The sequence below is a fragment of the Flammeovirga aprica JL-4 genome, from assembly GCF_012844305.1.
In the GTDB taxonomy this organism is placed as follows: Bacteria; Bacteroidota; Bacteroidia; order Cytophagales; family Flammeovirgaceae; genus Flammeovirga; species Flammeovirga aprica.
The window spans coordinates 19,192-45,943 of sequence record NZ_JABANE010000072.1; the positions used below are offsets into that span (position 1 = coordinate 19,192).

16 protein-coding genes are annotated in these 26,752 nt (G+C 35.5%); 10 read left to right on the forward strand and 6 right to left on the reverse strand.

Annotation, left to right across the window (positions count from 1 at the left end; translation table 11 throughout):
• Positions 1 to 32 precede the first annotated feature (32 nt).
• From HHU12_RS22340 to HHU12_RS22355, 4 genes are all read right to left on the reverse strand, one after another.
• Entirely contained in the window at positions 33 to 866 is an 834-nt protein-coding gene (locus tag HHU12_RS22340; RefSeq protein ID WP_169658960.1) for a hypothetical protein, read from the reverse strand.
• Between the two features lie 326 nt (positions 867 to 1,192).
• Positions 1,193 to 2,116, reverse strand: a complete 924-nt coding sequence (locus HHU12_RS22345) for a helix-turn-helix domain-containing protein (RefSeq protein ID WP_169658961.1) — start codon at positions 2,114 to 2,116, stop codon at positions 1,193 to 1,195.
• A 1-nt stretch (position 2,117) separates the two neighbouring features.
• A complete protein-coding gene (locus HHU12_RS22350; RefSeq protein WP_169658962.1) occupies positions 2,118 to 2,627 on the reverse strand; it encodes a hypothetical protein in 510 nt (169 codons plus the stop codon).
• A 13-nt stretch (positions 2,628 to 2,640) separates the two neighbouring features.
• The gene (locus HHU12_RS22355; RefSeq protein ID WP_205959966.1) at positions 2,641 to 3,585 is read right to left on the reverse strand and encodes an SDR family oxidoreductase; all 945 of its coding nucleotides are present in this window, start codon (positions 3,583 to 3,585) and stop codon (positions 2,641 to 2,643) included.
• 591 nt (positions 3,586 to 4,176) lie between these two features.
• On the opposite strand from HHU12_RS22355, the gene HHU12_RS22360 reads away from it, so the two are divergent.
• From HHU12_RS22360 to HHU12_RS22375, 4 genes are all read left to right on the forward strand, one after another.
• Complete coding sequence (locus tag HHU12_RS22360; RefSeq protein WP_169658963.1) at positions 4,177 to 5,520, forward strand: glycoside hydrolase family protein; 1,344 nt, start codon at positions 4,177 to 4,179, stop codon at positions 5,518 to 5,520.
• 199 nt (positions 5,521 to 5,719) lie between these two features.
• Positions 5,720 to 7,078, forward strand: coding sequence for a helix-turn-helix transcriptional regulator (locus HHU12_RS22365; protein WP_169658964.1), 1,359 nt, complete (start codon positions 5,720 to 5,722; stop codon positions 7,076 to 7,078).
• A 129-nt stretch (positions 7,079 to 7,207) separates the two neighbouring features.
• Positions 7,208 to 8,596, forward strand: coding sequence for a BNR-4 repeat-containing protein (locus HHU12_RS22370; RefSeq protein WP_169658965.1), 1,389 nt, complete (start codon positions 7,208 to 7,210; stop codon positions 8,594 to 8,596).
• A 53-nt stretch (positions 8,597 to 8,649) separates the two neighbouring features.
• Positions 8,650 to 9,789: a glycoside hydrolase family 88/105 protein gene (locus HHU12_RS22375; RefSeq protein ID WP_169658966.1), complete on the forward strand. Its 1,140-nt coding sequence runs from the start codon at positions 8,650 to 8,652 to the stop codon at positions 9,787 to 9,789.
• Positions 9,790 to 9,809: 20 nt separating this feature from the next.
• Here HHU12_RS22375 and HHU12_RS22380 read toward each other — a convergent pair whose 3' ends face one another.
• Positions 9,810 to 10,586 carry a hypothetical protein gene (locus tag HHU12_RS22380; protein WP_169658967.1) on the reverse strand — a complete coding sequence of 259 codons (777 nt, stop codon included), beginning with the start codon at positions 10,584 to 10,586 and terminating at the stop codon, positions 9,810 to 9,812.
• Positions 10,587 to 11,278: 692 nt separating this feature from the next.
• Between HHU12_RS22380 and HHU12_RS22385 the strand changes: the two genes are divergently transcribed.
• From HHU12_RS22385 to HHU12_RS22405, 5 genes are all read left to right on the forward strand, one after another.
• The gene (locus HHU12_RS22385; protein WP_169658968.1) at positions 11,279 to 12,751 is read left to right on the forward strand and encodes an alpha-L-fucosidase; all 1,473 of its coding nucleotides are present in this window, start codon (positions 11,279 to 11,281) and stop codon (positions 12,749 to 12,751) included.
• A 146-nt stretch (positions 12,752 to 12,897) separates the two neighbouring features.
• A complete protein-coding gene (locus HHU12_RS22390) occupies positions 12,898 to 14,358 on the forward strand; it encodes an alpha-L-fucosidase (protein ID WP_169658969.1) in 1,461 nt (486 codons plus the stop codon).
• Between the two features lie 431 nt (positions 14,359 to 14,789).
• Positions 14,790 to 15,986 carry an acetylxylan esterase gene (locus tag HHU12_RS22395; RefSeq protein WP_169658970.1) on the forward strand — a complete coding sequence of 399 codons (1,197 nt, stop codon included), beginning with the start codon at positions 14,790 to 14,792 and terminating at the stop codon, positions 15,984 to 15,986.
• A 13-nt stretch (positions 15,987 to 15,999) separates the two neighbouring features.
• Positions 16,000 to 18,708, forward strand: a complete 2,709-nt coding sequence (locus HHU12_RS22400; protein WP_169658971.1) for an NPCBM/NEW2 domain-containing protein — start codon at positions 16,000 to 16,002, stop codon at positions 18,706 to 18,708.
• Between the two features lie 153 nt (positions 18,709 to 18,861).
• Entirely contained in the window at positions 18,862 to 20,322 is a 1,461-nt protein-coding gene (locus tag HHU12_RS22405; RefSeq protein WP_169658972.1) for a sialate O-acetylesterase, read from the forward strand.
• Between the two features lie 668 nt (positions 20,323 to 20,990).
• Here HHU12_RS22405 and HHU12_RS22410 read toward each other — a convergent pair.
• The gene (locus HHU12_RS22410) at positions 20,991 to 22,403 is read right to left on the reverse strand and encodes a DUF3500 domain-containing protein (protein WP_169658973.1); all 1,413 of its coding nucleotides are present in this window, start codon (positions 22,401 to 22,403) and stop codon (positions 20,991 to 20,993) included.
• A 682-nt stretch (positions 22,404 to 23,085) separates the two neighbouring features.
• Here HHU12_RS22410 and HHU12_RS22415 point away from each other — a divergent pair.
• A partial coding sequence (locus tag HHU12_RS22415; RefSeq protein ID WP_169658974.1) for a hypothetical protein occupies positions 23,086 to 26,752 on the forward strand: 3,667 nt, incomplete at its 3' end.

Consider the following 26,752-nt stretch of genomic DNA (forward strand, 5'->3'; position numbering starts at 1 on the left):
CTTTAATGGGTATTGCGGAATAAAGAATGCAGTTATAAACTGTTGATATATTGTATAATTTCTTCACTTTTCTTGTATTCAGATTTTGCTAGCAGATCAAGAAACGTATTGAAATAGGCAGATGCTCTTGAATCAGGATGCTTTTGGGTTACTTTTGTCATTTGATGAATAAGTTTTGGGTTGAAACTATGCGTAGCAAAACTAAAAGAAGGACTGTTATCTTGTCCTTCAAAAATAAGGTGTAGATAATGCTTAAATGTATCTTCACTAATTTCTGCATATTTTAATTCTTCCGATTTTTTAGACATTTCACCCCATCGATAGGCCCTTTCTACAAGCTCTTTCTCATCAATAATTATTGATGCATCTTCACAGCAAACCTTATCCAATTCATCACAATAGAGATTGATAAATTCAACTGAGGTAGAGTCAATCTTATCGAGTAACTTCTTTTTTATGAAAGAAGTATTTTTGGAGAGGAAAATCATCCCTTCAGACATTGCCACTGTAAACCCATTGTCTTCTGCTTGTATTTCAAAGTTTATAGCCACTTCATAAATAGTATCATCAGGTGCATAGGCTAAAGTATTCAGAGAATCATAGTTTGACAAAGCAAATAATTGTTCATTGACCTTATTTTCTATGACAGAATATTCTTCAAAAAAATGATAGATATAGGTATCGCATTTTGTCGGATTAGCATAAATCTGTTCTAAGAGTAATGCTTTTACTTTTTTGACACCACCCCAGTCAATAATTACTTCTTTAGTTTCAAAAGGTAATTTTTCATCATTCTTCCCTAAAAGGTTAACCTCGAAGCCAATGAATGATAAATAAAGAAACGTCAAATTCATTAGAATGCTCATAGTATAGATATTAATTATAAACTAGCTTTTCACTTTAAAATTATTCCTTTGGTGATCAACCAAAATTCCCACCGATTCTACCAAAGTAACCATCAGCTTTCCATGCCACTTCATTTTCTATTAGTATCAGTAGTTCTTTTGAAGGTGAGAGTTGAAAACCATTATATTAGTTATGCAATCTTACAAAAAAACACGGCCTTTTTCTTATAACTTGAAGTAGTTTTATTAGAATAGTTTGATGAGGTAAATTTTGTGAAATGCGAAATGCCTTTCAATATCTATAAACATTGAAAGGCATTTTATTCTTGTGGCGAGAAACAGAAATACTAATTCATATTAGCAGATTCGATATACTCTTTAGGACTTAAACCTGTTTTTTTCTTAAATAATCGAGAGAAATACTGCGGATATTCAAACCCTAATTTATAAGCTGTTTCTGAAATGGAAGCATTCGTTGCGAGAAGTAAATTTTTCGCTTCTTCCACTAAATACAAATTTATTTGATCTACAGCTGTTTTTCCCGTTTCAGTTTTAATGGTATCACGCATATAGCGGTGACTGACCCCCAACTGTCCTGCAATCCACTCAGCAGTCGGAATACCATTTTCTTCTAATTGATTGGATTCAAAATAATCATCCAAAATATCTTTGAAACGAGTAAACAACGCTTTATTTATCTCCTTACGGTTCAAGAACTGACGTTTGTAAAAACGATCTGCATACCGAAGTAAAGCTTCCATATGCGTGAGGATAATATCTTTACTAAATTCATCCTGATTGTTTTGGTATTCCGTCTCAATCGTTTTGAAAATGGTCTTGATCGTATTTTCCTCTTTTGGAGAAAGGTGCAAGGCTTCATTCACATTATAATTAAAGAAATTATAATTTTTAATGCGTTTTCGGATTTCGGTACCCGCAATAAAATCCTCATGAAAAGCGATAAACCATGACTCAGAACTCACGATGATATCTTTTAAAATATAATTTTGATCAGGAGAAGAAAAGAACATCGTACCTGTTTCACAATCATATTTTGTTCTACCGTAAATCATTTCACCTGAAACAATATTTTTCAGACTGATAATATAAAACCGGTTAGTATAACTCACTTCTGTTTGAGAAGAAACACAATTTTGAATTTCTTCATCACTCAAAATTTTACAGCCTACCGTAAAAAGCGGATTTTCAGGAGCAGGCAGATTTTGAACCTTATTGAATTCTGTGATATTATTAAAAACGATATTTTTCATTTTACTTTTGATTTGAAGCAAATGCATCCAATTCTACTTTGTAATCTTCCAGTCTAGCCTTGGCATTACTATCAATCACCATAAAGACCATCATTGTAACAACTACTGCCACCCCGGTTGCTTGCCATACTGGCTTTTGCATAAACATGATTAATAATGCACCAATGATTGCAATAGCAGGGAAAACTTTAAAAGCAGCCGTTTGATAAGTGGCAATAGTTTTGTCTACTCTCTCGATTTCTGAGGCCACAAAAGCAGTGGAGTCTTGTTGATAGGCAGACTCAAAACCACCCACTCGGGCTTTATTAGAGAAGAATAAACCAAGTCCTGAGACTAAGAGAAAAATTCCTGCAATAGAGACCGGATAGATAAATGCTCTAGCAAATTCAGTTTTCCCTAATTGCCAAAAGCCTAATCCTGTAACAATAAAAACGATTCCGAAAAGGATGAAAAATGATATTGAAAAAGCTTCAGCTCTTCCCCAATCTGTTGCTGCTTTTAAAATGTCCATATCTTATATATAATTAAAAATTCCATTTGCAATTTGTCTCTTTTTCAGACAAAGTCCATAATTTACTCATCACCTCTTTATCTACTGCATGAGGCTCTAATTTACATTCTCCAACCGGACCAGTCCAGTAGTTCATGCCTGTTGGGCCGTAAAAAGCGTTTTGTTTTAAGCCCTCTTCAGTAGCGCACATCAGCTCAGGGTACGCCCCTTTTTCTGCAGATTGCACCAAAGGAGATGCTGCTAATATTGCCCATGAGATTCTTGTGATCAGTGGAGCATCTTTTTTAATCAAAGATGTTTTTGATGCACCAGGATGGCAAACATACACACTAACATTTTTGTTTGCATTTTTAATATGATCTTGCAATTCATAGGCAAACATCATTTGTGCAAGCTTACTTTGGGAGTAAACCGCATTTGCTTCATAGTTTTTATCCCAGTTCATGTCATCAAATTGAATGGTTTTGATTCCCATTTTGTATCCTTCACTTGCCACTACTACAATTCTACCATTTGATTGCTCAATTTTATCGAACAACAAATTATTTAATAGAAAGTGACCGTAGTGATTGGTGCCCAATTGACTTTCGAACCCATCTACTGTAAATTCTTGCTTGGCTACTTGAGCTACTGCCGCATTGCAGATCAATACATCAATTTTTGGAACCGTTTTATTTACTTCTTCCGCTGCTTTACGAACAGAAGCTAAATTGGCCAAATCCATCTCTATATATGAGATTTTAGCATCAGCACCAAACATCACTTTTAGATCTTCAACTGCTTTCTCAGATTTAGTAGCACTACGGTTTAGCATCACAACTTCAGCTCCCTTACTCAGAAGGATTCTTGTTGCTTCAAAACCTGCCCCTCCATTTCCTCCGGTGATCAAATACGTTTTATCTTCCAAGTTATTGATTCTTTCTGGAGTCCATCCTTTTTTACCAAATTGATTAGCCATGATGATTACTATTTAGGTGATTAGAATTATTACCTTACAAAGGTCGTGGGTATTGGGTCTTTTCGGCTTAAACATTTTGGCATCTGATGTGCACATTTTGGTAAACCGTTAGTTTTTAAGGTATAAGTACTAAGACAAAATTATATAACACTAATTTATATTATTTTTTTCGATTACTTCCTTCAAAAAACGCTAAATAGAACCACTATTGATACGTTTTTTAGCGTCGTACTCACAAAAAAAAATTAAGAATTAGTTATCATTTATTTTTGGCTTAGTACTTTGCAATATAAAAAATGTGGCTAAATACTGAATAATCTGAGGTGTTTTTGTACTGATTTACAGAGAGAAAGTACCCACAAGTACAGTTTAGTCACAAATGAACCTGTAAAGTTGATTTACAAAGGACCTCCCAATACGTAAATGTTACCCATAGCTACAACTAAGAACAGTATATCTAATAATTTGCGATATCAATTAGAATCATCAATCAATTTTTTAAGATTACTTATATAAATAAACCTTGTTATTGAAATGATTTGATGATTAATTTAAGAATGTTCCATTCGTTATGGACAAGAAAATAGAAGTATGAAAAAAGTTATTTTATTACTGTTCGCATTTTTATCTGTATATAGTGTTCATGCACAATATACCGAAACGATGAAGCCTAAAGGTTTAACCAAAAACCTAGTGAAAGATTTTGGTGTAAAGTCAAATAAATCCGATTTAAATCAGAGTCAGTCTGTGCAAGATGCCGTTGATGCATTAGCAAACTTGGGTGGTGGTAATTTGGTTATTCCCAAAGGAGAATACCTTTTCGGAGATGTATACCTTAAGTCCAATATCCATATTTTAGTTGAGGAAGGGACAATATTAAGACCCTATTGGCCTGAAGGAACAAAGGCAAGTTTATTTAATTTTACATCAAAATTCAGTGCTAAAAATCCTTCCGCTTATATAGAAAATGTAAGTATAAGAGGTTTAAAGGGACGATTTGTAGTCGATTATAGCAACCGTATACGTAAAAAAGGAGAAGGCTGTAGAGCGATTATTATTAGTATGGTCAAAAACTTTTTGGTACAGGATATGGATGTGAAAGACAATTTTTCTACTTATTGTGGAATGGTTATCAGTCCAATAAAAGCACATAAAAAGTTTACTGTTGAGGATACGAAGTCGTGGGAGGTTTCACGAGCTACTAGAGGGACGGTGCGTGACTGTAGACACTTTAATGCAAGCCCTGGCTATGGATTAGTACAGATACATGGTGCTGATGGAGTTCATTTCGAAAACCTCTATTCACTAGGTGGTGTTACGTTGCGATTGGAAACTGGGGCGAATAATCCTCATGTAGGCGTTTTTAATATTACAGGAAAAAATATTTACAATGAAAACGGTAGAAGTGCTTTAATGATGGGACCTCACTCAGCTAAAAATGGAAAAGTAGTGGTGGATGGAATAGTGAGTAAAAGTAGTACCTACGCTGTGAATATTGGACAAGCAGGAGTAAAACATGATGCACCAGATCAAACACCGGGTCATTTCTCAAACGATTCTAAGGTGACGAACATTCATGCTATTTTTGGCAAAAATGCTCAGGTAAAAAATCAGTCTATTCATTTTGTGCCAGAGGAATATTATAATGATTTAAAGTTATGGCCTGATAACAAATTCTTGACAGGGCCATCCATTAGTGCTGTAAACAATCATGCAGAGACCTATAGTGTTACTGTCGAAAATGTGACAATGGAAGGGTTTACTTACAATAATGACAAAAAGATATTGACTGCGGAAAACTCACCAGCAGGTGATAGATGGAAAGTATGGGCAAAGTGGAAATCTGATTTTCTTGATGATGCACATCGTACACAAAATGCTGCAGTGGTAGTGGAATATGAGATTCCAACTTCTACTGATCTTCAATTGAAGTAAGAGTGTGATCATGTATATATAAGGCCTGCTATGTTTATTTAGAATATGCTTAGTAGGCCTTACTTTTTATTTATAAAACGAAAGAAAAAATCAAGGTTATTTAGGGGGGGAATTGTACCATGGCATGATTTCCATCAATTGATTCTTTAAAGGAAATGTAGAAGAAGTATTTTCAATAAAAATCAATCTTCAACAACCTTTGATAAACACTTTAGCTTTGGAATTCAATCAAGAACTATTCGAATTTGTATTAGCACCAATCATATCAGCACAGCTCTTTTTTACAATACTTTTATATTTCACTATTGTCCGAAAAAGAATAGCGGCAGATTACAGATTGTACAACCTTTTTCTCATCTCCTTTGTAGTGTTTTTATTGGGGCGGATGTCATGGGTGTATTGTTCCGAAGAAGACGCAATTATCATCTTGTATACCCGTATGTTGCTTCTGTTGGGGATAGGACTTCCTTCATTACTTGTTGCTGCCACAAAACAGTATGGTATACAGCCCTCAAAAGCTTTATATTTTATCCCTTATTCCATTGGCCTCTTTTTGGGAGTGACGTATATGCTTCTTTATGATTACGGGACATTAAAATGGTTCTTTGATTCCAGTAGTTTTTCTTTCCAAATCAATGGTGTGAAATGGGCACATAGGATTCAAATTTTAGGAGCTATTTTACAATTAGTATTGCCTTGTGCTTTTCTGATTATTAGAGAAATGTTGGAGAAACGCCGATTAAAATTATTACTTTTTCTATCCGGGGGCTTTTTATTTGGGTTGACATTGGTGATAGGCGTTGGAGCCGAACCTCAATTTATTGGATTGTATTACCTAGCATCGATTCCCGTAGGATTGATGTGGATTTGGGCTGTAGTACTCGACATAAAAGACATGAAAGGAAAAGTGGGGTTATTGAAAGAAGAGCTTTTTTTTATGATTCAATCTGACCCTGATAAGACCACCCAAAAAATGAGATTCTTACTAGAAGACTTGGAGGAAGTTTCTGATGGAAATCTTGAAGTATATAAAATGCGAATCAGAGAAATCTTGAATAGTATCACGGACAAAACTATTGAAGCAGGTGGAGATACAGAAGCTTTAGTACAAAGGAATTTAGAACGTACTAATGCAATTCAGAAAAGTAAAGATACTGGTCAGGTCAATGCCATCATTTTTAATGAAGCTTTAGAATTGTCTGAGATTATTTCAGAGAACCCCTCTCAAAAAAATGCATTAGCAGTGAAAAGCGTAATGGATTACCTTCAAGATAATTTTATGGAAGATGTGAGCATGGATGAAATTGCAAAGATGGCAGGGGTAAGCAAGGCACATCTGATGAGAGAGTTTAAAAAGGAAATGGGAGTTACTATTTTACAATATCAAACCAAGTTGAGAATTGAAGCTTCCCAACAGCTATTAAAAAATAATACGGTCAGTGAAACAGCTTATCATGTAGGGTATAATAACCCGAATTATTTTAGTACTGTCTTCCGAAAAGTGACAGGTTTAAGCCCTTTGGAATACCAATCAAATTATAAAGAGGTCAATAATTAATAGCATGTTTTGTGATTTAATATGCTGATAATGAGTAAGAGCATTTATTTATAGATACAAAAGCACGTTTTTGAAGCATAAAGAAAAGTGGTGTAGCGATTTTTAGAATATCATTTTAAAAAAAATATAATGAAGCTAAGAAACACACTATTAATCTTAATTGCAATTTACAGTGGCACTACTGTTTTTGCTCAGCATGATACCCAAAAAGGGTTTGATTTTATTATTGCCAATGACGGAGCATGGACTTGGTACAATGATGAACGTGCCACTTACAAAGACGGTAAATTATATACTTCCTACGTGAAAAGTAATGGTAAAACAGCTTTGTCTGTAAATGCTATTTCAACAGGAAAAACTATTGGAAGTGAAGTTGAACTGAGTACATGGCATCAAAAAGATGACCACAATAATGCATCTATTCTGATGCGAGCTGATGGTAAGGTCATGGTTTTTTATAGTAAACACATTGGTCCAAAAGAAAACTATTTTAGAACTTCACTTGTCAATGAACCAAGCGAAGCAACTGACTGGGGAGAGGAAATAACGCAAATTACAACCAACAATTCTGATCATAAAGGAGCTACCTACAACAATGCTTACCAATTAAGTGAAGAGGATGGTAGGATTTATAACTTTATGCGTACGAATAATTTTAATCCCAACGTAAAGACTTATGATAAAGAGGGCGTTCCACTGCGAGAAGGCAAAGATTTTATACTTTTTAAAAATGGAGATGGAAGTGTACGTCCTTATGTAAAATACACTTCTAACAATAAAGACAGAATTGATTTTTTCTTTACTGATGGGCATCCAAGAAAAGCCAACAATAGTTTATATCACTGTTATTATAAAACGAATGCTGATGGCTCTCAAGGTAGCATTTTCCAAACGGATGGAACATTCATTTGCAGTCTTAAGGATGTATTTGAGGGGAAACCTATTGATGTTGCAACAGTCCATAAAATCTATCAATATGGAGCTGACGGAACCACTGCAAGAGCATGGACGCACAATATCAATTATGATGGGAAAGGGCATCCGGTAGTAAGTTACTCTAAGCAATTGGATATCAATACTATTACTTATCACTACGCAAAATGGAATGGTAAGCAATGGACGAATCATCTTGTTGCTGATGCTGGAAAAGGATTGTATAAAGGTGAAGATGACTACACTGGTATTATCACAATTAACCCTTATAATACAAATCAAATCTTTATGGCTTCCAATAAGAATCCCATTACAGGTGAGGAAGGTGTTCGTTATGAGATATATACGGCAACAACCAAAGATCATGGAGCTTCATGGAAATGGAGAGCAATTACAGAAAATTCAAAGCAGGATAATCTCAGACCATATGTTCCTAAGGGTATAAAGAAGAAAAAAGATAGGGTGGTACTGTGGTTTTATGGGAGATATACAACCTACATGAATTATAAAGCTCGAGTTGTTGGTGAATTTTATAATAAGGAGTTTAAAGGAGACACTCCTGTATATAATGAAAATGTGAACTAAACTGTCTATGACATGTTGCAAACATGCTCTATAAGAAATTAATAAATAATAAGATGAAGCACTCTATTTTTCAATGTGTATTAGGAATTGTAATGCTTGTAGGTTTTGTACAATGTTCGACAAAACAAAAAATTGCAGAGCCAAGTGAGGTGAAAAACATTATCCTCAAAGTAAATGATTATTGGCAAGAAAATCATAAACCACAGAAGAGATCCTTTTGGGATCATGCCGCCTATCATACAGGAAATATGGCGGCTTATGCAGTCACCCAAAAAGAAGCTTACCGTGATTACTCATTGGCTTGGGCTGAGTATAATAAATGGCAGGGAGCCCAATCTAATAATCCATCTGAGTGGAAATACAAATATGGAGAAACGGATGATTTCGTACTTTTTGGAGACTGGCAAATTTGCTTTCAAACTTATATTGATTTATACAATTTATCTGAACAGAAATCACCCGAAATGGTAGCGAGAGCCAAAGAGGTAATGCAGTATGAAATGTCTACCAATAGAAATGATTATTGGTGGTGGGCAGATGGTTTGTATATGGTAATGCCTGTGATGACAAAGCTATACCAATTGACAGGAGATCGACTCTATCTCGATAAGCTTTTTGTATATTTTTCTTATTCTAAAAACATAATGTATGATAATGAAACAGGACTTTTCTTTAGAGATGCTAGGTATGTTTTCCCAAAACATAAATCTGTCAATGGGGAAAAAGACTTTTGGGCTAGAGGTGACGGTTGGGTTTTTGCCGGTTTAGCAAAAGTGCTTCAAGATGTACCTGCAGATTGGGAACACAAGGCTTATTTTGAAATGATTTATCAGAAAATGGCCGTTACTTTAAAGATGGCACAACAAGAGGACGGTTACTGGACACGAAGTATTTTAGACCCTAATCATGCCCCAGGCCCTGAAACAAGTGGCACCGCATTTTTTACTTACGGTTTTTTATGGGGAATTAATAATGGTCTGCTCGATGAGAAAGAATATACACCCGTAATCTCTAAGTCATGGCAATATTTGACAACTGTTGCACTCAACGAAAACGGGAAAGTGGGATATATCCAACCCATCGGAGAGCGTGCTATACCAGGACAGCAAGTGGATGAAAATTCAACAGCTGATTTTGGTGTTGGGGCTTATTTATTGGCGGCAAGTGAAATGTATACACTGGTGAAGGAGTAGGTTAGTTGATGATGTTTATCCTATTGCTTCTTGAAAAGAATAGGATAAACATAATTTGGAGGAATGGCCTTTCCTCTTTGATAGATCACATCCCACTCAGGAATCGATTTAAGTACTCTTATGGCTTCAAGGTTGATGAGTGAATCAGCCCCTCGAAGAATTTCCACTTCTTTGACCTTTCCCTCCTCTGAAACATCAGTGACCCTTACATAAATCTTTATTTTGGAAACTGAATCAAATACAGCCAAATTAATATTGTTGTAATCTATATTTTCATCAAAGAATTGATACAATAATTTAAGCTGAGTAGTGTATTTACTTCTTTTTGATTTCGAATTATCATAGTCTTTTACCTCCAACACTACCCCTTCTTTAAAGAAAAATTCCTTTTCGTACTCACAGACCGTTGAATAACTGTTGTAATCATAATTCAATTTTTTACCATAAGGAGCCAATATGGAATAGCTTACCCAATCTGCATGAATTATATCATTATAACTCCAATCAGGAAAAAAAGATAAGTCTAATTGATCACCAAGTTCATTTTCCAGTTTGATAAGATACAATTTGTCATCAATTATCTCCCAAAAAGCAATATAACCTCTCCAGCATGCTGTGGATAAAAACTCAAATTCAGGTCTTTCTTTTCCTTCAAAATAACTTTCTAATGGATTGCAATGTATAGCAAATGTATCTTCTTGATAGATTAAATAATCTGGAAATTGAGGGGTTCCATAGCTTGTGCTTTGAAGAAATGATAGAAGGATGAGTGAGTATAGGAAGATAAGTTTATTCATGATTTAAATAGTTTCCTTCTGTTCTAATAGTTACTGCATTGACTAAAGTACCGTCAACTTTCAATCTATATTTCTACAAGCTTTTGAGGATCTACTTTCAAGCATCTTTCTTCTTCATTTTTCCATTGATGAAAAACGAAGCAAAAAATCTAGGCTTAGAAGTCAAAAGCTAAATTCCATTCCTCTCACCTAAATGATTTTAAACTCGCTCTGCTCAAACAAGAAAATCATTTTTAACGGCTCAATACATGAAATTCTTAACGTTTTTCCCTTCAAGGCCGGGGAAGCACTACCAAACGAATTGAGTAGAAAGTCCACTGGCGCGAATGTTAAGCGTAAGTGTCATTTGTATCTTATAGATCATCAGAAATCTCCTGATTTCTAAACAATATAATTATCCGTAAATTTAGTTTACAATGTCTTACAATAAATATCACAAAAAAACAGCTAAGTAAACGCTTATACAGTATTAAAAAATCTCAAAACAGAAAACAAGATATCAATTTATCAAAACACCTGAAACAATTGTAATCGAACGCTATAAAGCTATAAGAGAAGATAAGAACAACACTTTGAAAGCTAAAGAACATCTTCTCTTTTTTAAGATAGGCATCTTAGTGTGACTAAAATGATAATTGCCTTCTACGATAAAGGAAAATTATCAATCAATTTTTTAAAGAGAGAATAGTAGTATGAAATGTATTAAACGAGAAATTATATTTCTGTTATTGATCTGTATTGTGTCTAGTGTGCAGGCGCAGACTTGGGAGCAGATGAACAGCACCAAGAAAGAAGCAATAAAGCATTTTAATGAAGATAAGTTTGGACTATTTATACATTGGGGGATTTACTCCTTATGGGGAGGAATGTATAAAGGACAAAAGATAGACGATATCGTTAGCCCTGAACCCAATGATGCTTGCTGGGTTCAGGCAAGAGCGAGAATACCTAGAGTAGAATACCAACAATTAATGAAGCAGTTTGATCCCGTAAAGTTTAACGCAAATGAATACGTTGCTTTAATTAAAGAGGCAGGGATGAAATATGTGGTAATTACCTCTAAACATCATGATGGCTTTGCACTTTGGGACTCAAAAGTCAGTGATTTTGATATGGGATCTACACCAAGTAAAAGGAACTTAGTAAAGGAATTGTATGAGGCTTGCCAGCGTCAAGGTGTTGATTTTGGGGTGTACTATTCTCATAATATTGATTGGAATGATGCACATGATTGTAATATCAAAACCTACTGTGATGTGACCGGTGAAGTTTGGCCTGAACCTGCTGATTTTAAAGGAAAGAAAAGAAGACCAATGGGAGCCAACCTTTGGGATCCTAGCCCCAATACTTTTGATGAATATCTAGTCAATAAGGCTTATCCTCAAGTGAAAGAGCTGTTGGAGATGTTCCCAAATATGAAATTTATGTGGTACGATTTTGCTCACTTTTTGTCAAAAGACCAGAGTTTCAAGTTTTATCAATTGGTGTATAAGTTAAATCCAAATGTGATTGTGACGGATAGAGTAGGGCATGATTTAGGCGACTTCAATATACCCGGAGATAATAAGATTCCAAACCCTGAAGACATGGGTGGAAAGCACTGGGAAACAGTAGGGACTTTCAATAACTCATGGGGTTATAAAGAATACGACAAAGATTTTAAATCTCCTTATGAATTGATTTACTGGATCACAGCAATTGCAAGCAGAGGAGGAAATTATATGTTGAACATTGGTCCAAAAGGAGATGGTTCTATTCCTGAGGAAAGTGTCAAAAACCTAAAAGAAATTGGAAAGTGGATGAGTGTAAATGGCAAAGCGATTTATGGTACAAAACAATGGAAAGTGAGTAGAGAAGGAGAAGATACTCAGAAAATGTTGGGGACAGGACATAGAGCCACTCACGGTTTTACTTCTAATTTCACGACATCTGACTTCTGGTTCACAACCAAAGGAAATAAAGTCTATGCAATTGCCCTCGAAAGAGGAAAAGAGGCTTTGATTAAAAGTTTTGCAGGAGAAGAAATCAAAGAGGTGAAATTATTAGGGCATTCCAAAAAGCTAAAATGGAAACAAACAGCAGAAGGTTTATCCATTGTATTGCCTAAAAATAAAGACAGTCAAATCGGTTACGCAATAGAAGTAACATTGGTATCATCCCTGTAGGGGCAGTCCTATGTGACTGCCCGCTGATCATAAAATCATTGCAGTCCAAAATTTCTGCTACTGATTGTAGAATCACGGTTAATAGCAGTCCTATGTGACTGCCCACCGAACCACTATAAAAACCATTTTCAAAATATTGATACATAATGAAAAAGAAATTATTTACACTACTAGCATTTTTAGCAGTATTCCAAACGCAAGCCCAAACCTGGGAGCAGATGAATCAATCTAAAAAGGAGGCTATAGCACATTTCAATGAAGACAAATTTGGAATGTTTATCCATTGGGGATTGTATTCTATCCTTGGCGGAATGTACAAGGGACAGAAAATTGATGATATCAAAAGTCCTGATCCAGGAGTGGCAGAATGGATTCAAGCGAGAGCAAGAATCTCAAGAGAAGAATATTCTCAATTAGTCGATCAATTTAATCCCGTAAAATTTGATGCAGATGAGTATGTATTATTGTTGAAAAATGCTGGAATGAAATACTTGGTGATTACTTCAAAACACCATGATGGTTTCGCACTTTTCGATTCAAAGCACAGTACTTTTGATATCGCTTCCACACCTTTCAAAAGAGATATTATCCAAGAGTTATACGACGCTTGCCAAAGACATGAAATCGACTTTGGGGTATACTACTCTCATAATATTGATTGGAATGATGCCAACGACTGTAACATCAAAAATTATTTGGATTATACAGGTGAAGTTTGGCCAGAACCGGCAGATTTCAAAGGAGAAAAAAGAAGAACAATGGGTGCCAACCTTTGGGATCCATCACCAAATACTTTTGATGATTACTTGTATAACAAAGCTTTCCCACAAGTAAGAGAATTGCTGACAAGGTTCCCGAATATCAAGTTTATGTGGTATGATTTCGCACATTTCCTTACAAAATATCAAAGTTTCCAATTCTATAAAGCGGTGTATGATATCAATCCAAATGTGATTGTGACGGATAGAGTAGGGCATGGATTAGGAGATTATAAAATCCCTGGTGATAACAAGATCCCTTCAGTAGAAGAAATGGAAGGGAAACCATGGGAAACAGTAGGTACTTTTAATCACTCATGGGGTTATAAGGAATACGATAACGATTGGAAGTCCCCTTACGAATTGATTTACTGGCTGACAGCAATTGCTTCAAGGGGAGGAAATTATATGTTGAACATTGGCCCGAAAGGAGATGGTTCTATCCCTGCACAAAATGTAGAAAACTTGAAGGCTTTAGGGAAGTGGACTTCTGTAAATGGCAAAGCGATATACGGCACTCATAAATGGAAAATCAATCAGGAAAGTGAAGATGCTCCAACTGAAAAAGGGTATGGCTTTAAGGAGCAATTTGCGACTACTGATTTCTGGTTTACTGCTAAAGAAAATAAGGTATATGCAATTGCTATGGAGAGAGGAAAGACAGCCTTAATCAAAAGCTTTAAAGGAGAGAAAATCGAAGAAGTTAGTCTTTTAGGTTATGCTAAAAAGCTAAAGTGGAAACAAACAGCAGAAGGACTTTTGATCACTTTACCAAAAAATAAAGACAATCAAATCGGATTTGCAGTTGAAGTGACGTTAGCAGAAGAAGCAAGTACCTCATTGAAATAGTTTGAGTTAAGAGTTAAGAGTTAAGAGTTAAGAGGGAAGAATTAAGAACCTGTACCATGTGGCTAAAAAACCATCATAAAAACCACTTAATTGACCACAACAAGAACCATTTCTCTTAACTCTTCCCTCTTAACTCATACCTCATTTTCCTTCTTTGATAGAATTGAACAAAGAAAAGAAACCTAAATAGCATCTCATTAAAGAAAATAATAAGATACTTGTGTACACTTAAAAGGTAAGTACCAGGACAAAAGTAAACGGACATTTTATCTTATCTTTTTTATCCTACTCTTCGTTAGATTTTTATCGCGTAACTAAGGCTATGCTCTGCAAATCTGCCTCGATTAGGATGAAAAATATTAACCTAAAATCATCCCTTTTCTTCTGTCCTAGTACTTAATAGTTATAATTGGAATAGGATTTTTTTAGATATGAAAAGGTTAATCACATTTTTTATACTCATACCATTTGTTGCATTTAGTCAAAATGATGCTTCAATTTGGGATTTGGATTTTTTAGAACAAGCACCGAAAGTTGAAGAGACCAATTTGAAGCAAGAGGCAGGATTGAAAAGTATTTTCTATAGTAGTGTTGACTATAATGGAAAACCTACTAAAGTATATGCTTATTATGGTTATCCAAAATCAGAGAAGCCTAAGGATGGATATCCTGCCGTAGTATTAGTACACGGTGGTGGTGGTACGGCTATTGCAAAATGGGTGAGAATTTGGAACGAAAAAGGATACGTGGCACTTTCTATGGATTTAGAAGGACATTTACCGTCAGAGCATCATAAAGATAGAAAAGGTTTTGAAGGATCAGGGCCTTCAAGGTATGGCGTTTTTCATGACAATGATAAACCACTAAAAGAACAGTGGTATTATCATGCGGTAGCTCAGGTGATTCTTGCCAACTCATTTGTCAGAAGTCTGGAAGATGTTAATAAAGATCAGGTAGGCGTGACAGGCGTAAGTTGGGGTGGTATGCTCACAAGTACTGTGGCAGGTGTAGACCAAAGATTTTGCTTCGCAATTCCAATTTACGGATGTGGCTTTTTGAACGGTACGGATGGTGCAATGGGACAACATTTTAAGAATGGAAACCAAGCCTATAGAGATAACTTATTGAATAATTTTGAAGGTCAGAAGTATTTACCCTTGGCCAATATGCCAATGCTTTTTATTAATGGATCGAATGATCATCACTTCCCAATTCCTGGGAGTGTAGCATCATACAAAGCTCCTAAGTCTGATTCTTACTTATATATTGAAGATCAATTAGGGCATGGTCACCCTCCAGCATGGAAAGTGAAAGAATCGTATTTTTTTGCGGATGCCGTGATCAATAATAAGCCGATTATGAGCGTTCAGAAAACAGTTATGAATCTGGGTAAAGGTACTATTTCAGCAATTGTGAAGAGTACGAAACCTGTAAAAGCAACAGTTTTCTATACAGAAGACAGTGGAAAATGGGAGGAAAGAAAATGGAAATCGGCGACTGCTAATGTAAATGGGAAAAAAGTAAGTGGTGAAATTTCAAAAAATGCGACAGCCGCTTATTTATTCATTACTGACGAAAATGGAATGACACTTTCATCGGAAGTGAAATTTCAAGATATTGTAAATTAATAATACCATCGAAATGAAATATTTTTTAAATATAATGACTGTATTGCTCCTGATGATAGGGAGTAACGGTTATGCACAGTTGACGCCCGTGGAGCTGTGGAAGGATTTCGATCCTGATAAAGGAGATTTCAAAGAGGAAATCATAAAGGAAGAAGTAATAGAAGGCATTTATTACAAAGATTCTTATATCTCTGCTTATGTAAACGGGGAGGAGGTGAGAGTGTATTGTAAATATGCCGTAAAGGAAGGAGTAAAAAATGCACCTGCACTTTTGGATGTTCATGGATGGATGTCCAAACCCAATATTGATATGAAGTATGTAAAGGACGGTTGGGCAGTTCTGGCACATGATTACTGTGGTAAAACAGGAGAAAGACCTCATTATACAAAATATCCTGAGTCCTTGAAGTATGGAAATATTGATAAGAAGGAAGGCTATAGAATCAAAAATAAACTACCTGATGGTTCATATGTCACAGACCCTAAGCAAACGGATGATTACTTATGGTATGTGTTGCAACGCAGAGCATTGAGTTATTTGATGAAGCAAAAAGAGGTTGATACTAAAAAAGTGGGAGCAAAAGGTTACTCTTACGGCGGTACACTGATGTGGAACTTGGGTATGGACAAGAGGATCAAAGCTTTCGTAGCGTATTTTGGTATTGGTTATCTGGAATACTGGAGAAGTAAGCAAGTTTGGTTATACAATAAGCCTTATAAAGAGTCTGCTCAGGATCCAGGTGAAAAATTATATTTATCATGTATTGCACCTCAGTCTTACGCTCCTTATATAAAAGTGCCAGCATTATGGTTGAGCGGTACAAATGATCATCATGGCGGACATGAAAGAAGTGAGCATATCTTTAAATCTTTCTCTAAAAATGTACCTTGGGATTTTGCTTTGCAAGCTCGAGGACATCATAATACGGAGAAGTTAGGTGATGATGCGAAAGTATGGTTGGAAAAACATGTCATTGGTACAAAACACTTTTGGCCACAACGTCCAGTTTCTGGAATCACATTGGATGCTAAAGGAATTCCAAGTTATAAAATCACACCTGCTAACATTGATAAAGTGAAAGAGGTGAAGGTGTATTATGCTTTGAAAAATCCGGTAAGCTACACAAGAGTTTGGAGAGATACGGAGGTCAAGAGAGAAGGAAATAGCTGGGTGGCTTCATTGCCTGTAATGAACGTTGATGATTATGTTTTTGCCTATGCCAATGTTTATTATGAAGGGAATATTGTTATCTCAGGTGATTTCGAAGCGAAAGTGCCTTCAGAGTTAGGGAATGCAATAGCGACGGATGAACCTTCTAACGATCTTGGAAGTGAGTTATGGTCAAATACAGCACCGGTGGAAGGTGCAGGTGGAATTATGGCCTTAAGGCCTTTCAACCGAAGAGGAATAACTAATGAAAGTTTCTCTGACCCAAGGTATGTTGCCCCTCAAGGTGCTAACTTCAATTTCTTATTCTATTGTACGCAACCTCAAAGTTTGCTTCTGAAAGTAAATGACCGTTTTGAATACAACTTAGAAATAACAGCTTCTAATGATTGGCAGCAGATGGAAATCAGTGCTGATCAGGTTTTGAATATACATAATAATCAACCTCTGGGACAATGGTCTAAAGCTACCAAAGTACAGATAGTTCCCAAAGCAGGCGCTGATATTACAAAGGTACTTTTCTCCAATACTTCATGGGAAAAGAAATCTATTGAGGACGTAAAAGCCGAAGGAGAAAAAGCATTGGAAGCCAAAGAAATTAAAGGAAAACGTATGTATTTAACCTCAAAAAATGCGTCAGAAGTGGATTCATATTGGAGAGTAAATGACAATTCAGATGTTACTGGAGAGCCTTTAACTTTACAAGGAAAAGCTTTTGACAGAGGTTTGGGAGTGCATGCTCCTTCAAGAATCACTTATAAAATTGAGGAAGGTTACAAACACTTTTATGCTACAGCCGCCGCATCAGAATCACATCATGGTTATCTTCAAATGAGGGTTTTGCTAGATGGCAAAGAAGTTTATAATTCTGGAGAAATAAAGTCTGATGCTCAAGAACCAAAACCTTTTGATATTGATTTGCAAGGAGCAAAAACGTTGACACTTTTGGTGAGTGATTTGGGTTCAAAAGGTGGTGATCATGCCAATTGGCTGGACCCTTTCTTTATAGTAGATGAAAGCGTGGAAGTGAAGGATGATTATGTAAAAAAAGAAGCAAAGGCAGAGGTGAATGTACCCACTGCAACACATCTTACTAAGAAGTCGCCTGCCTCTGTTTTATTGAAAGGAGAACGCATTTATATTACAAAAGACATGGCTTCATCCACAGATTCTTATTGGAGAGTAATGGAAAATCAATCTATTGTAGGAGAGAAAATCAGTATAAAAGGTACGCAATATGACAGGGGTTTGGGCGTACATTCAGATTCTAAAATCAAGTTTCCAATTGAGGATAACTACAAAGCCTTTGTGGTCACTCCAGGCGCCAATGATTCACACAATGGTATATTGAGTATGAGTATTTTAGTAGACGGTCTTGAGGTTTATAATAGTGGGCCTATCAAAAGTAAAATACAAGTACCTGAACAGTTATTGATTGATGTGGCAACAAAAAGTGAATTGACATTAATTGTGGAGCAAGAAGATGGTAATAATGGGGGAGATCATGCAAGCTGGGCTGAGGCATTCTTCTTGTTGTCAGGCGACTCAAAGTAGCATAAAAAATTAAAGTGAAGAATGAAGAGGTGCTACCTGCGTCTTTTATTCTTCACTCTAAAAAAACTAGCTTGGAATTGAATATTATGATGGTGACTACTTTTTATTTACAAACAATCATTTTCAAACAATACAAATTACAATTTTAAAGAGATGAAAAAATTATACTTTTTAGTAGTACTCTTCCTTCCCTTTTTGTCTTTGCAGGCACAAGTGAAGTTGAGTTCAATTTTTACAGATGATATGGTACTTCAGGCAGAAAAAGAAATTAAAGTCTGGGGTAAAGCAAAACCATCTGCTACATTATTTATTTCATTAGGAAAATCTACTACTACAGTCAAAGTAGATGAAAATGGAAAATGGATGGCTGTCTTACCAGCAATGAAATATGGTGGTCCTTACCAACTTAAAGTGGAAGGAGATGGTGTTGTAATCTTGAACAATGTGATGCTGGGTGAAGTGTGGTTTTGTGCAGGGCAATCGAACATGCGTTGGTTTGTAAGAGATTCCAATAACAAAGAAGAAGAAATTGCAAATGCTGATTACCCTAATATCCGTTTCTTTGTTTCTCCATTAAAAGGAACACATGAACCCCAAGATGAAATTAAAAATGTAAAGTGGGAAGTGTGTACTCCAAAGAGCATTCAAATGAAAACAGCCGTTGGTTATTTCTTTGGAAGGGAATTACATAAAGAATTAAAAGGGGTTGCTATTGGTTTGATTGATATCTCTTACGGTGGTGCAAGTATTACTGCTTTTATGGATAAAGAGACAGGTGAAAAATCGAAGCAAGCAGAATTCATAAAAACATATACTGGAAATTTCTTAAAGGCATATAATGAGAAAAAAGCCAAATGGGATGAAAATCCAGAAGGAAAGCCTCCTTTTTATCCAGAAAATGTAATGACAGCAATGAGCTATAATGCAATGGTTCATCCGTTAGTCCCTTTTCAAGTAAGAGGTGCAATTTGGTATCAAGGGGAAACAAATGCTTGGCATCCTGAAAGATATATTGATATGTTTGGGGAGTACATTACAATGATGAGAAGTGTATTCCAAAATCCAGAAATGCCTTATTATTTTGTACAACTAGCTGGTTTTAAAGGCAGGAAAGGAGCCAAAAGAAATTTAGGTAGATGGGGAAATTTCCGCTTGGCACAAGAAGAATGTTTGAAGTTTGAAAATACAGGTATGGCCACTGCTTTTGATGTAGGACAAGATTATGATATACATCCTCGTAACAAACAAGAAGTAGGTAGAAGGTTGTCGTTACTAGCTTTAAAAAACACTTATGGTAAGAAGAAAGTAATCGACAAAGGACCAACTTTGAAAAGTGTCGGTTTTAAGGGCGATAAAGTGATTTTAACTTTCGATAATGTAGCTAAAAAGTTAGTGTTGACTTCAGGTGAAAACGTAAAAGGTTTTCTGTATAAAATAGGAAATGATTATGAAGAAGTTGAAGCAAAACTGATAGGAAAAAATAAGATCGAAATTCCATATAAAGAAGGTGAGTTATATTACGCGTATGAAAACTACTTTGAGCCAAATTTATACAATAGTGTAAACCTTCCTGCTACACCTTTTAAGGCTGTGATTAGTAAACCGGTGAAGTAATGAGGTATTTTCTTTATGAAGAATGAAGAATGAAGGATTAAGAATGAAGAAAAAACGGATCCTGAACTGGTCCTGAAATTGTTTTTATGGTGGTTTAGTGGACGTTTTAATATAACGTCCCAACAGTCTACTCTCAATTTTTGGTAGCATATCTTTTATGTTGGATACCGTCATAGGGACGTTGCATTGCAACGTCCACTTTACCACAACAAGAACCATTTCCCCTCACCTTAAAAGTAAGAATAATATTTACTCTTAACATCTGCATCAGTAGTATTTCTACCCTTTTAGTTTAGTAGTATCCCCCCGGCTTTGAAGGGAAAAGCGTTAAGAATTTTATGGAATGAGCCGTTAAAAATGATTTTTTTGTTTGAGCTTTAGCGAGTTTAAAATCATTTAGGCGAGGGGAATGGAATTTAGCTTTTGACTTCACAGCCTAGATTTTTTGCTTCGTTTTTCATCAATGGAAAAATGAAGAAGAGGAAAGCTTGGAAGTAGAATATATAAAGCTGGCAGTAATTTAGTTTAGAGGATACAGCCATCCCATAAAAAAGCACAAGCCAGAAATTTCCATCTGACCTGTGCAAAGTTTAGTTTATCCGAATCCTGTGTTATAGGTGAAAAAATTGTTTAATGACCATTACTAAAAATATTTTTATCTACCCATTCTAATGAACATGTGTGTGATGTGAATGATGGTGGTGGTGATGATTATGATGCGGTAATTCCACCTCATAATCAAAAAGCATTTCACTCATTTGGTGATGGTCGGCCATAGCATAATGCTCATACAAGGTGCTAACACCTCCTTTATTAATAACCTGAGCAAAAACACCATAATCACCACCATTAGTGGTAGTAGGATTACTGGGAATCCTCGTAATCGTGTGGACGTGATTATAGTCAGCACCCCCTCCGCCAAGTGCATTTTCAGCATTATATTCAATCCAAACATAGGGATTGTAAATTCTATAATAAAAAGGCGAAGTTGTTGAGGGCTGATCCACTTCATCAATCCAAACAAAATAAGTATCGTCAATATTGTTCATGATATCGGTCCACCATGCATCCGCAAAAGTAGTTTCCATATTGTAAACATACTCTTTCATTACCAAAATAAGGTTGGCTTGAGTGGCGGTGGACATATCAGTATATTTTACGCCTGTACCCGCAAAACCAGAGTAATCATAATCTCCTCTATAGGGGTCAACGTCTCCAGGTGTACTAGCCGGACCTACTTCCATAGCATGACTTCCAGAAGATACAGCATCTTCAATTTCTGTACTTGTCAAACCACTATATAGTGTTAGAGCAAGGTCTCTTTCGTCTTTGAAAATATCAAAATCAGTTCCATTAAAAGAAGAAACTGCAGGCTCTCCACCTAAAAATGCTGGGACCATACTCACATTATCACCATGCACTAAAAAGTTGATGGCTAAGTGATGTCCATCCAATTGAAAACCCCAAGAACCACTGTTTTCAGGATCACCAAAAAGATCAATAGAATAATAATCTGGACTCCAAGCAGTAGGATTTTCAGTTTCCAGAAGTCCCTCTGCAAGCATTGTAATTTCATCTACTTTTTGGTAGCCTCCATCGCTTAAAAACAACTTTAATACCGTTTTAAACAGGTCCAATTGTTCTTCCGAAAGGTCTCCGTATATGATACCATCTCTTTGCGTACCATTAGAATTTGGAGTGTTATGCCATGTATAAAAACGTTCATTATCCAAGCAAGTAGAAGCTTCTGATAACAATGATGAAGAAAGCGAATTTCTAAAAGCAAGCATCGCCTGACGCATCGCTTCAATTTCTGAATTAGTGGATTGCGCCACTTCCGCAGGAGTATCACAGTTAGAACTGCCACTGCCTCCGGTGTCGTCTGTATCGTTGCTGTTGCTTACATACCCTTCCGGTTGTTCACAAGCAGATTGTGTAACATCGGGGTTACCGAGTCCATCATTGTCACTGTCTTGGTACCAAACCGAAGCTGTACAGTTATCTTCAGTACTGTTATTGTCACATGAACCGAACAGCAATATTCCAAAAGTTAAGAGTAGCGTAAAATTTGAGCGTTTCATTAAAATAAAAAATCTAATAAGAAATAAGCATTATTGTTCAGAGAAGAGTATGAAAAGTGTTTTGTACTCATACTCCTGCAATTTTTTTTGATAAAGAGAATAAAAATTTAGATGATCGGTTTCTCTTTCTCAAGGAACAATAAACGCAGTTGCTTTGATTACACTTCAAAACTATAAGAGAAAGGTAGTATTTGAAAATTAATAAGTTAAAGGAAAGGTTTTGTCACTCTTCTGTTTTGTTTTGTGGGTGTTGTAAGTGGCAGTAAGAGTTAATGTAGATGTTTTTAGGATGAAGAATTAAGAATGATGAAGGAAGAAGATGCATCGTGTTGTGGCTCTTAAAGTGGTTTAAGGTAGCCCCCTAAAGTGTTGCAATGTAACATCTCTATAATTTACTTTTAATTTTTGTATAATATCCAAAATGATGGATACCATTGTAGTGATGTTGCATTACAACGTCCACACGAACCACAATATGAAACACTTTTCCTTCACTCATTTTTTTCACAGTTAGTATTACTTATTATAATGAAATTTATAATTTTCTTTATTGTTACACGAATAAAATGTACATTTGGGCATTAAATAAAGCTTTTATAACTTTAGATAAACAAACTTAGATATCTAACTATTTATAAAACTAACGGGCAAAACTATTCTTACTAAAAAAATCAATTAAACTATGTATGAAAGATTGTACAGAGAGAAGGAGCAAACTAGTAGTGAAAAAAAGAAAAATTATGCTAGCTATAGTTCTAAAGAGCACACATTTGATCAAGAAGAAAAAGATCCTAACAACGCTTCTCCGTTAGAGATAAAAATTGAAATATATCCAACGGATGATGAATTGTTCTTTTCATTATACTATTTGGAATCGAATGCGATCTATTCTAATGTGCCAAGAAAATGTGTTATCGGCCCACTAAGAACAACTAATCCTTTTGTAGCTGAAGAAATAAGGTTGCCGAATAGTGGTATGATGGCGTTTTATAAGCAACTCAATGCCGAATTTGAGGGTGTTCAGTTCATAAAATATTATGGTGGAGCTACTGCCTGTTTTACAAAAAAAACGTTTTTCTCCCCTAATGGAAATGAAAAGGGAGGGTATACTACTTATGGTTTTAACAAACAATTCAAAATATCTGATTACTTAGGGATTGAGAAAGGACAGAAATTAGATCAGGACTATAAAACTTATAAAAGCAAACAACCTCTACCGATTAATTATCATGAAATTTGCAAAAATATTTATGAAGAAACGTTTAGGAATGAAGAGACTTTAGAATATATCAATGTAAAGATTAGAGAGCTATTGACAATGAATAACATTGTTTTGGAACAGCTACGTAAGGATAATAAGTTGATGTTTTTTGAGCCAATTGAAAAATCACTGCAAAGTGCATTTTATACTATTCTAGGACCCAGAGAAGGGGAAATCTTGGAGATGCTGAAAAAAGTAGATGGACATCCTCCTTCTATTGAGAAATTGAAAACTACATTTTCTTCCATTTATAAGGAGGAGTTAGACGATTTCATTATTGAACATATTCCTAATTATAGAAAGAGATGGTCCAAAGCACTGCCAAATTTGCAGGCAGACCCTCTTGAACTAGAGTATGAGAAAATGGCGTCAATTATTTATGAATACTATCAAAAGTATCTAGTATCAAAAAAAGTGCTTTTGAAAAAGCTGAATTTAGACGAGGAAGACGTTAAATCAAGTTCAATCTCAAGCACTATTTTATTTGATACCGGTGTTATAAATAACTATCAGGATGAGATAGAAACAGAATTAATAAAGCTGGATCAAAATAGAGCTTCTATCCAGCAATTGGATGCACACCTGCTTGTTTTGGGCACCCCGTTGTTAACTATTTTACATGACATGCGACTTTATGAAGAGTTGTTGCCTTATATTCCAAGAGTAGCCCCAATAGAATGGAAAGATCAAATCCGCGTGGAAAATGCCGAATATAGTAAAGAAGATATTATTAAAAGAGAAAAAGAAAGTAACAAAACTTTTAAACCACAACATAAACAAGCCCAGGGATACCTTATTCAATATGATAATGATGGGGCCTTTGGTTATATGGTTTTTGATGGGGATACAATAGATGGTATCGTAGATCGGTTTGGAATAAATCAATATGACCTAGAACTTGCCAACTTTTGGTATGAGGTACACGAAAATGGAGAATATGAAAACGGTATGGGTACCTTTGAGCTTCAGGAAGGAGATATTTTGTATTTGCCTGATTATTATATACCTAGAAACGGCACTTTGTTTTATAGTTACAACAGGAACACAAATACAGGTGTAAAAGTTAAGAAAGAACAAGGGAAGTTTGAAAAGAATTTTTTAGGGGAAAACCTAACTTATAAGGCTCTCAAAGATATACTGAGTAAATTTTCAGATGATTTTGATGACAACACAAGGACCTATAATTTTGAAGTGTCAGGCTCAATAGCAATCACCGCACAGCTTTCAGCCTTCTTTTATCTAGGTTTTGATGGTAAATTTGGTGCATCTGCAGTATCCGGCGATACCAGAGGTTTAAATATTGATTCCTATTGGAGTATTGGAGAAGAAATGGGTGTGGGAAATAAGAGCATTGCCCATGCAGGATACAGTGTAGGATTACAACGATCCCTTTCTTTGCTTGAAGCTATTAATGGTCGCTATACTTCTATCAAACATTTTATGGCTTTTCTAGAACTGAACATGTACAAGTATATGCATAAAAATGGATGGGATGATACTCTAGATGAAATGGGCATCAATAAGGAATACTGGAAACATGTAATGTCAGAAAAAGGAGAGGTATATGATGAGATTTCCAAGGGGTATGTAAGAAAAGTCAATACAAACTTTGTGGCACAGGTAGGGTTAGGTGTAGACGATTTAGCAGGTATTGATTTTGGTTATCAGTTAAATACCTCTGAAAATTATTTGGTGGATAAACTGGAAACTTGGGATAATATTGAAGACTATTTAAAAATCGATTCGAATGAGCAGTTGGAAAAGTATAAACAGCTGGACTTAAGTGATAAAAAGTTTGCTAAACTTACGACCGCCAATGGCTTTGAGGGTAATCTATATTTTGAAGACATCATGTCTAGTACTAATAACAATGATCTAGGTGAATACCTTCATTTACAAATAACTATGCCCAACTACAGTGTGAGTAATGATGGTGATAATTTCAAAACCTTAAACGACTTTGCAAAAGGTTTGAAAGATGCATTCAATAAAAATAAATCTCTATTTAAGTGGATTGGTCAAAATCCTAAAAGTGCTTCAGCTCTTGAAGCAAAAAACGCTGCTTTAGGTGAACAAATAGATGAGGTGACAACTAGTGAACTTAATAGACAAAAAAATAGTGATGCAACACGAAAAACAAATCAAGAAAAACTTGATAATCTACAGATAAAAAAGGAAAAGCGTCAAAGTCAATTTGACAATGCAAATTCAACGGGTAAACAAAAAAAGTATAAGAATCAGGTAGAGAAAGCAGATAACCAAATCAAAGCACAGCAAAAAGCCATTAAGGAAATTGATGCTCAATATGTGGCAGCTGGTAAAAAGGCAGATCAGAAAATTGATGATTTAAATAAACAACGGACTAAAGGAGAAGCGAAACTGAATAGAACCAAAGAAGTCACAAAACGATTTAATAGTGAGTTAAAAGATTTTAGTTCAAATACAGAGTTTAAACCAACAAAAACAGAAATGAGAGCCTACACTAAACTCTATTTATGTTTTCAGGCAACTCCTGCAGGTTATAGACAACACTATTTCAGAGTTGCAGAAGGTATAGTGATGGAGGCTAGTAAAGGAGTAGGGAAAGGACTCTTTTCTGCGGAGGGTGAAATTTTAATGAGCAGTGAAGTAGAAGTTTTTGAATCGTTGGGGGAGAATACTATTGCTTATACCTCACTTGTTTACAATAGTATTAATAAAGAAGGCATTGAAAGGTTAAATGGGGAGAAAGCAAAAGAGTATGATGACCTAGCCAAAGAAATTATGGAAGACGTTAAGGCTGGTAATGAAAATAGAATTCTATCGATGGTTCATATTGATAATATCGAATTGATAGGAATGCGTTCTTATCCTATGCCAGATTATTATTTTGATCAAGCTATGGGAAGAATCATGCACAGTTTCAGAATGGGTTCAATCTATAATAATTCTTTTGATATGAAAAGATGGTCCCCAAACAAACAGAAAAACTTTTCTAAAGCTGTCGAGTATATAAAAGCGAATATCTCCGCAGAAAAATACCCTTCTTTAGTCTTAGCCTATGCCCAACAAATGAAAAGTTATGGTAAATCAGAGGCCATGGACCGCT

Bases quoted from the DNA above. Each gene is read 5' to 3' on its own strand.
- HHU12_RS22350 (WP_169658962.1), bottom strand. From the start codon at position 2,627: ATGGACATTTTAAAAGCAGCAACAGATTGGGGAAGAGCTGAAGCTTTT.
- HHU12_RS22340 (WP_169658960.1), bottom strand. From the start codon at position 866: ATGAGCATTCTAATGAATTTGACGTTTCTTTATTTATCATTCATTGGC.
- HHU12_RS22375 (WP_169658966.1), top strand. From the start codon at position 8,650: ATGAAGCACTCTATTTTTCAATGTGTATTAGGAATTGTAATGCTTGTA.
- HHU12_RS22385 (WP_169658968.1), top strand. From the start codon at position 11,279: ATGAAATGTATTAAACGAGAAATTATATTTCTGTTATTGATCTGTATT.
- HHU12_RS22405 (WP_169658972.1), top strand. From the start codon at position 18,862: ATGAAAAAATTATACTTTTTAGTAGTACTCTTCCTTCCCTTTTTGTCT.
- HHU12_RS22395 (WP_169658970.1), top strand. From the start codon at position 14,790: ATGAAAAGGTTAATCACATTTTTTATACTCATACCATTTGTTGCATTT.
- HHU12_RS22355 (WP_205959966.1), bottom strand. From the start codon at position 3,585: ATGGCTAATCAATTTGGTAAAAAAGGATGGACTCCAGAAAGAATCAAT.
- HHU12_RS22360 (WP_169658963.1), top strand. From the start codon at position 4,177: ATGAAAAAAGTTATTTTATTACTGTTCGCATTTTTATCTGTATATAGT.
- HHU12_RS22345 (WP_169658961.1), bottom strand. From the start codon at position 2,116: ATGAAAAATATCGTTTTTAATAATATCACAGAATTCAATAAGGTTCAA.
- HHU12_RS22390 (WP_169658969.1), top strand. From the start codon at position 12,898: ATGAAAAAGAAATTATTTACACTACTAGCATTTTTAGCAGTATTCCAA.
- HHU12_RS22380 (WP_169658967.1), bottom strand. From the start codon at position 10,586: ATGAATAAACTTATCTTCCTATACTCACTCATCCTTCTATCATTTCTT.
- HHU12_RS22400 (WP_169658971.1), top strand. From the start codon at position 16,000: ATGAAATATTTTTTAAATATAATGACTGTATTGCTCCTGATGATAGGG.
- HHU12_RS22410 (WP_169658973.1), bottom strand. From the start codon at position 22,403: ATGAAACGCTCAAATTTTACGCTACTCTTAACTTTTGGAATATTGCTG.
- HHU12_RS22370 (WP_169658965.1), top strand. From the start codon at position 7,208: ATGAAGCTAAGAAACACACTATTAATCTTAATTGCAATTTACAGTGGC.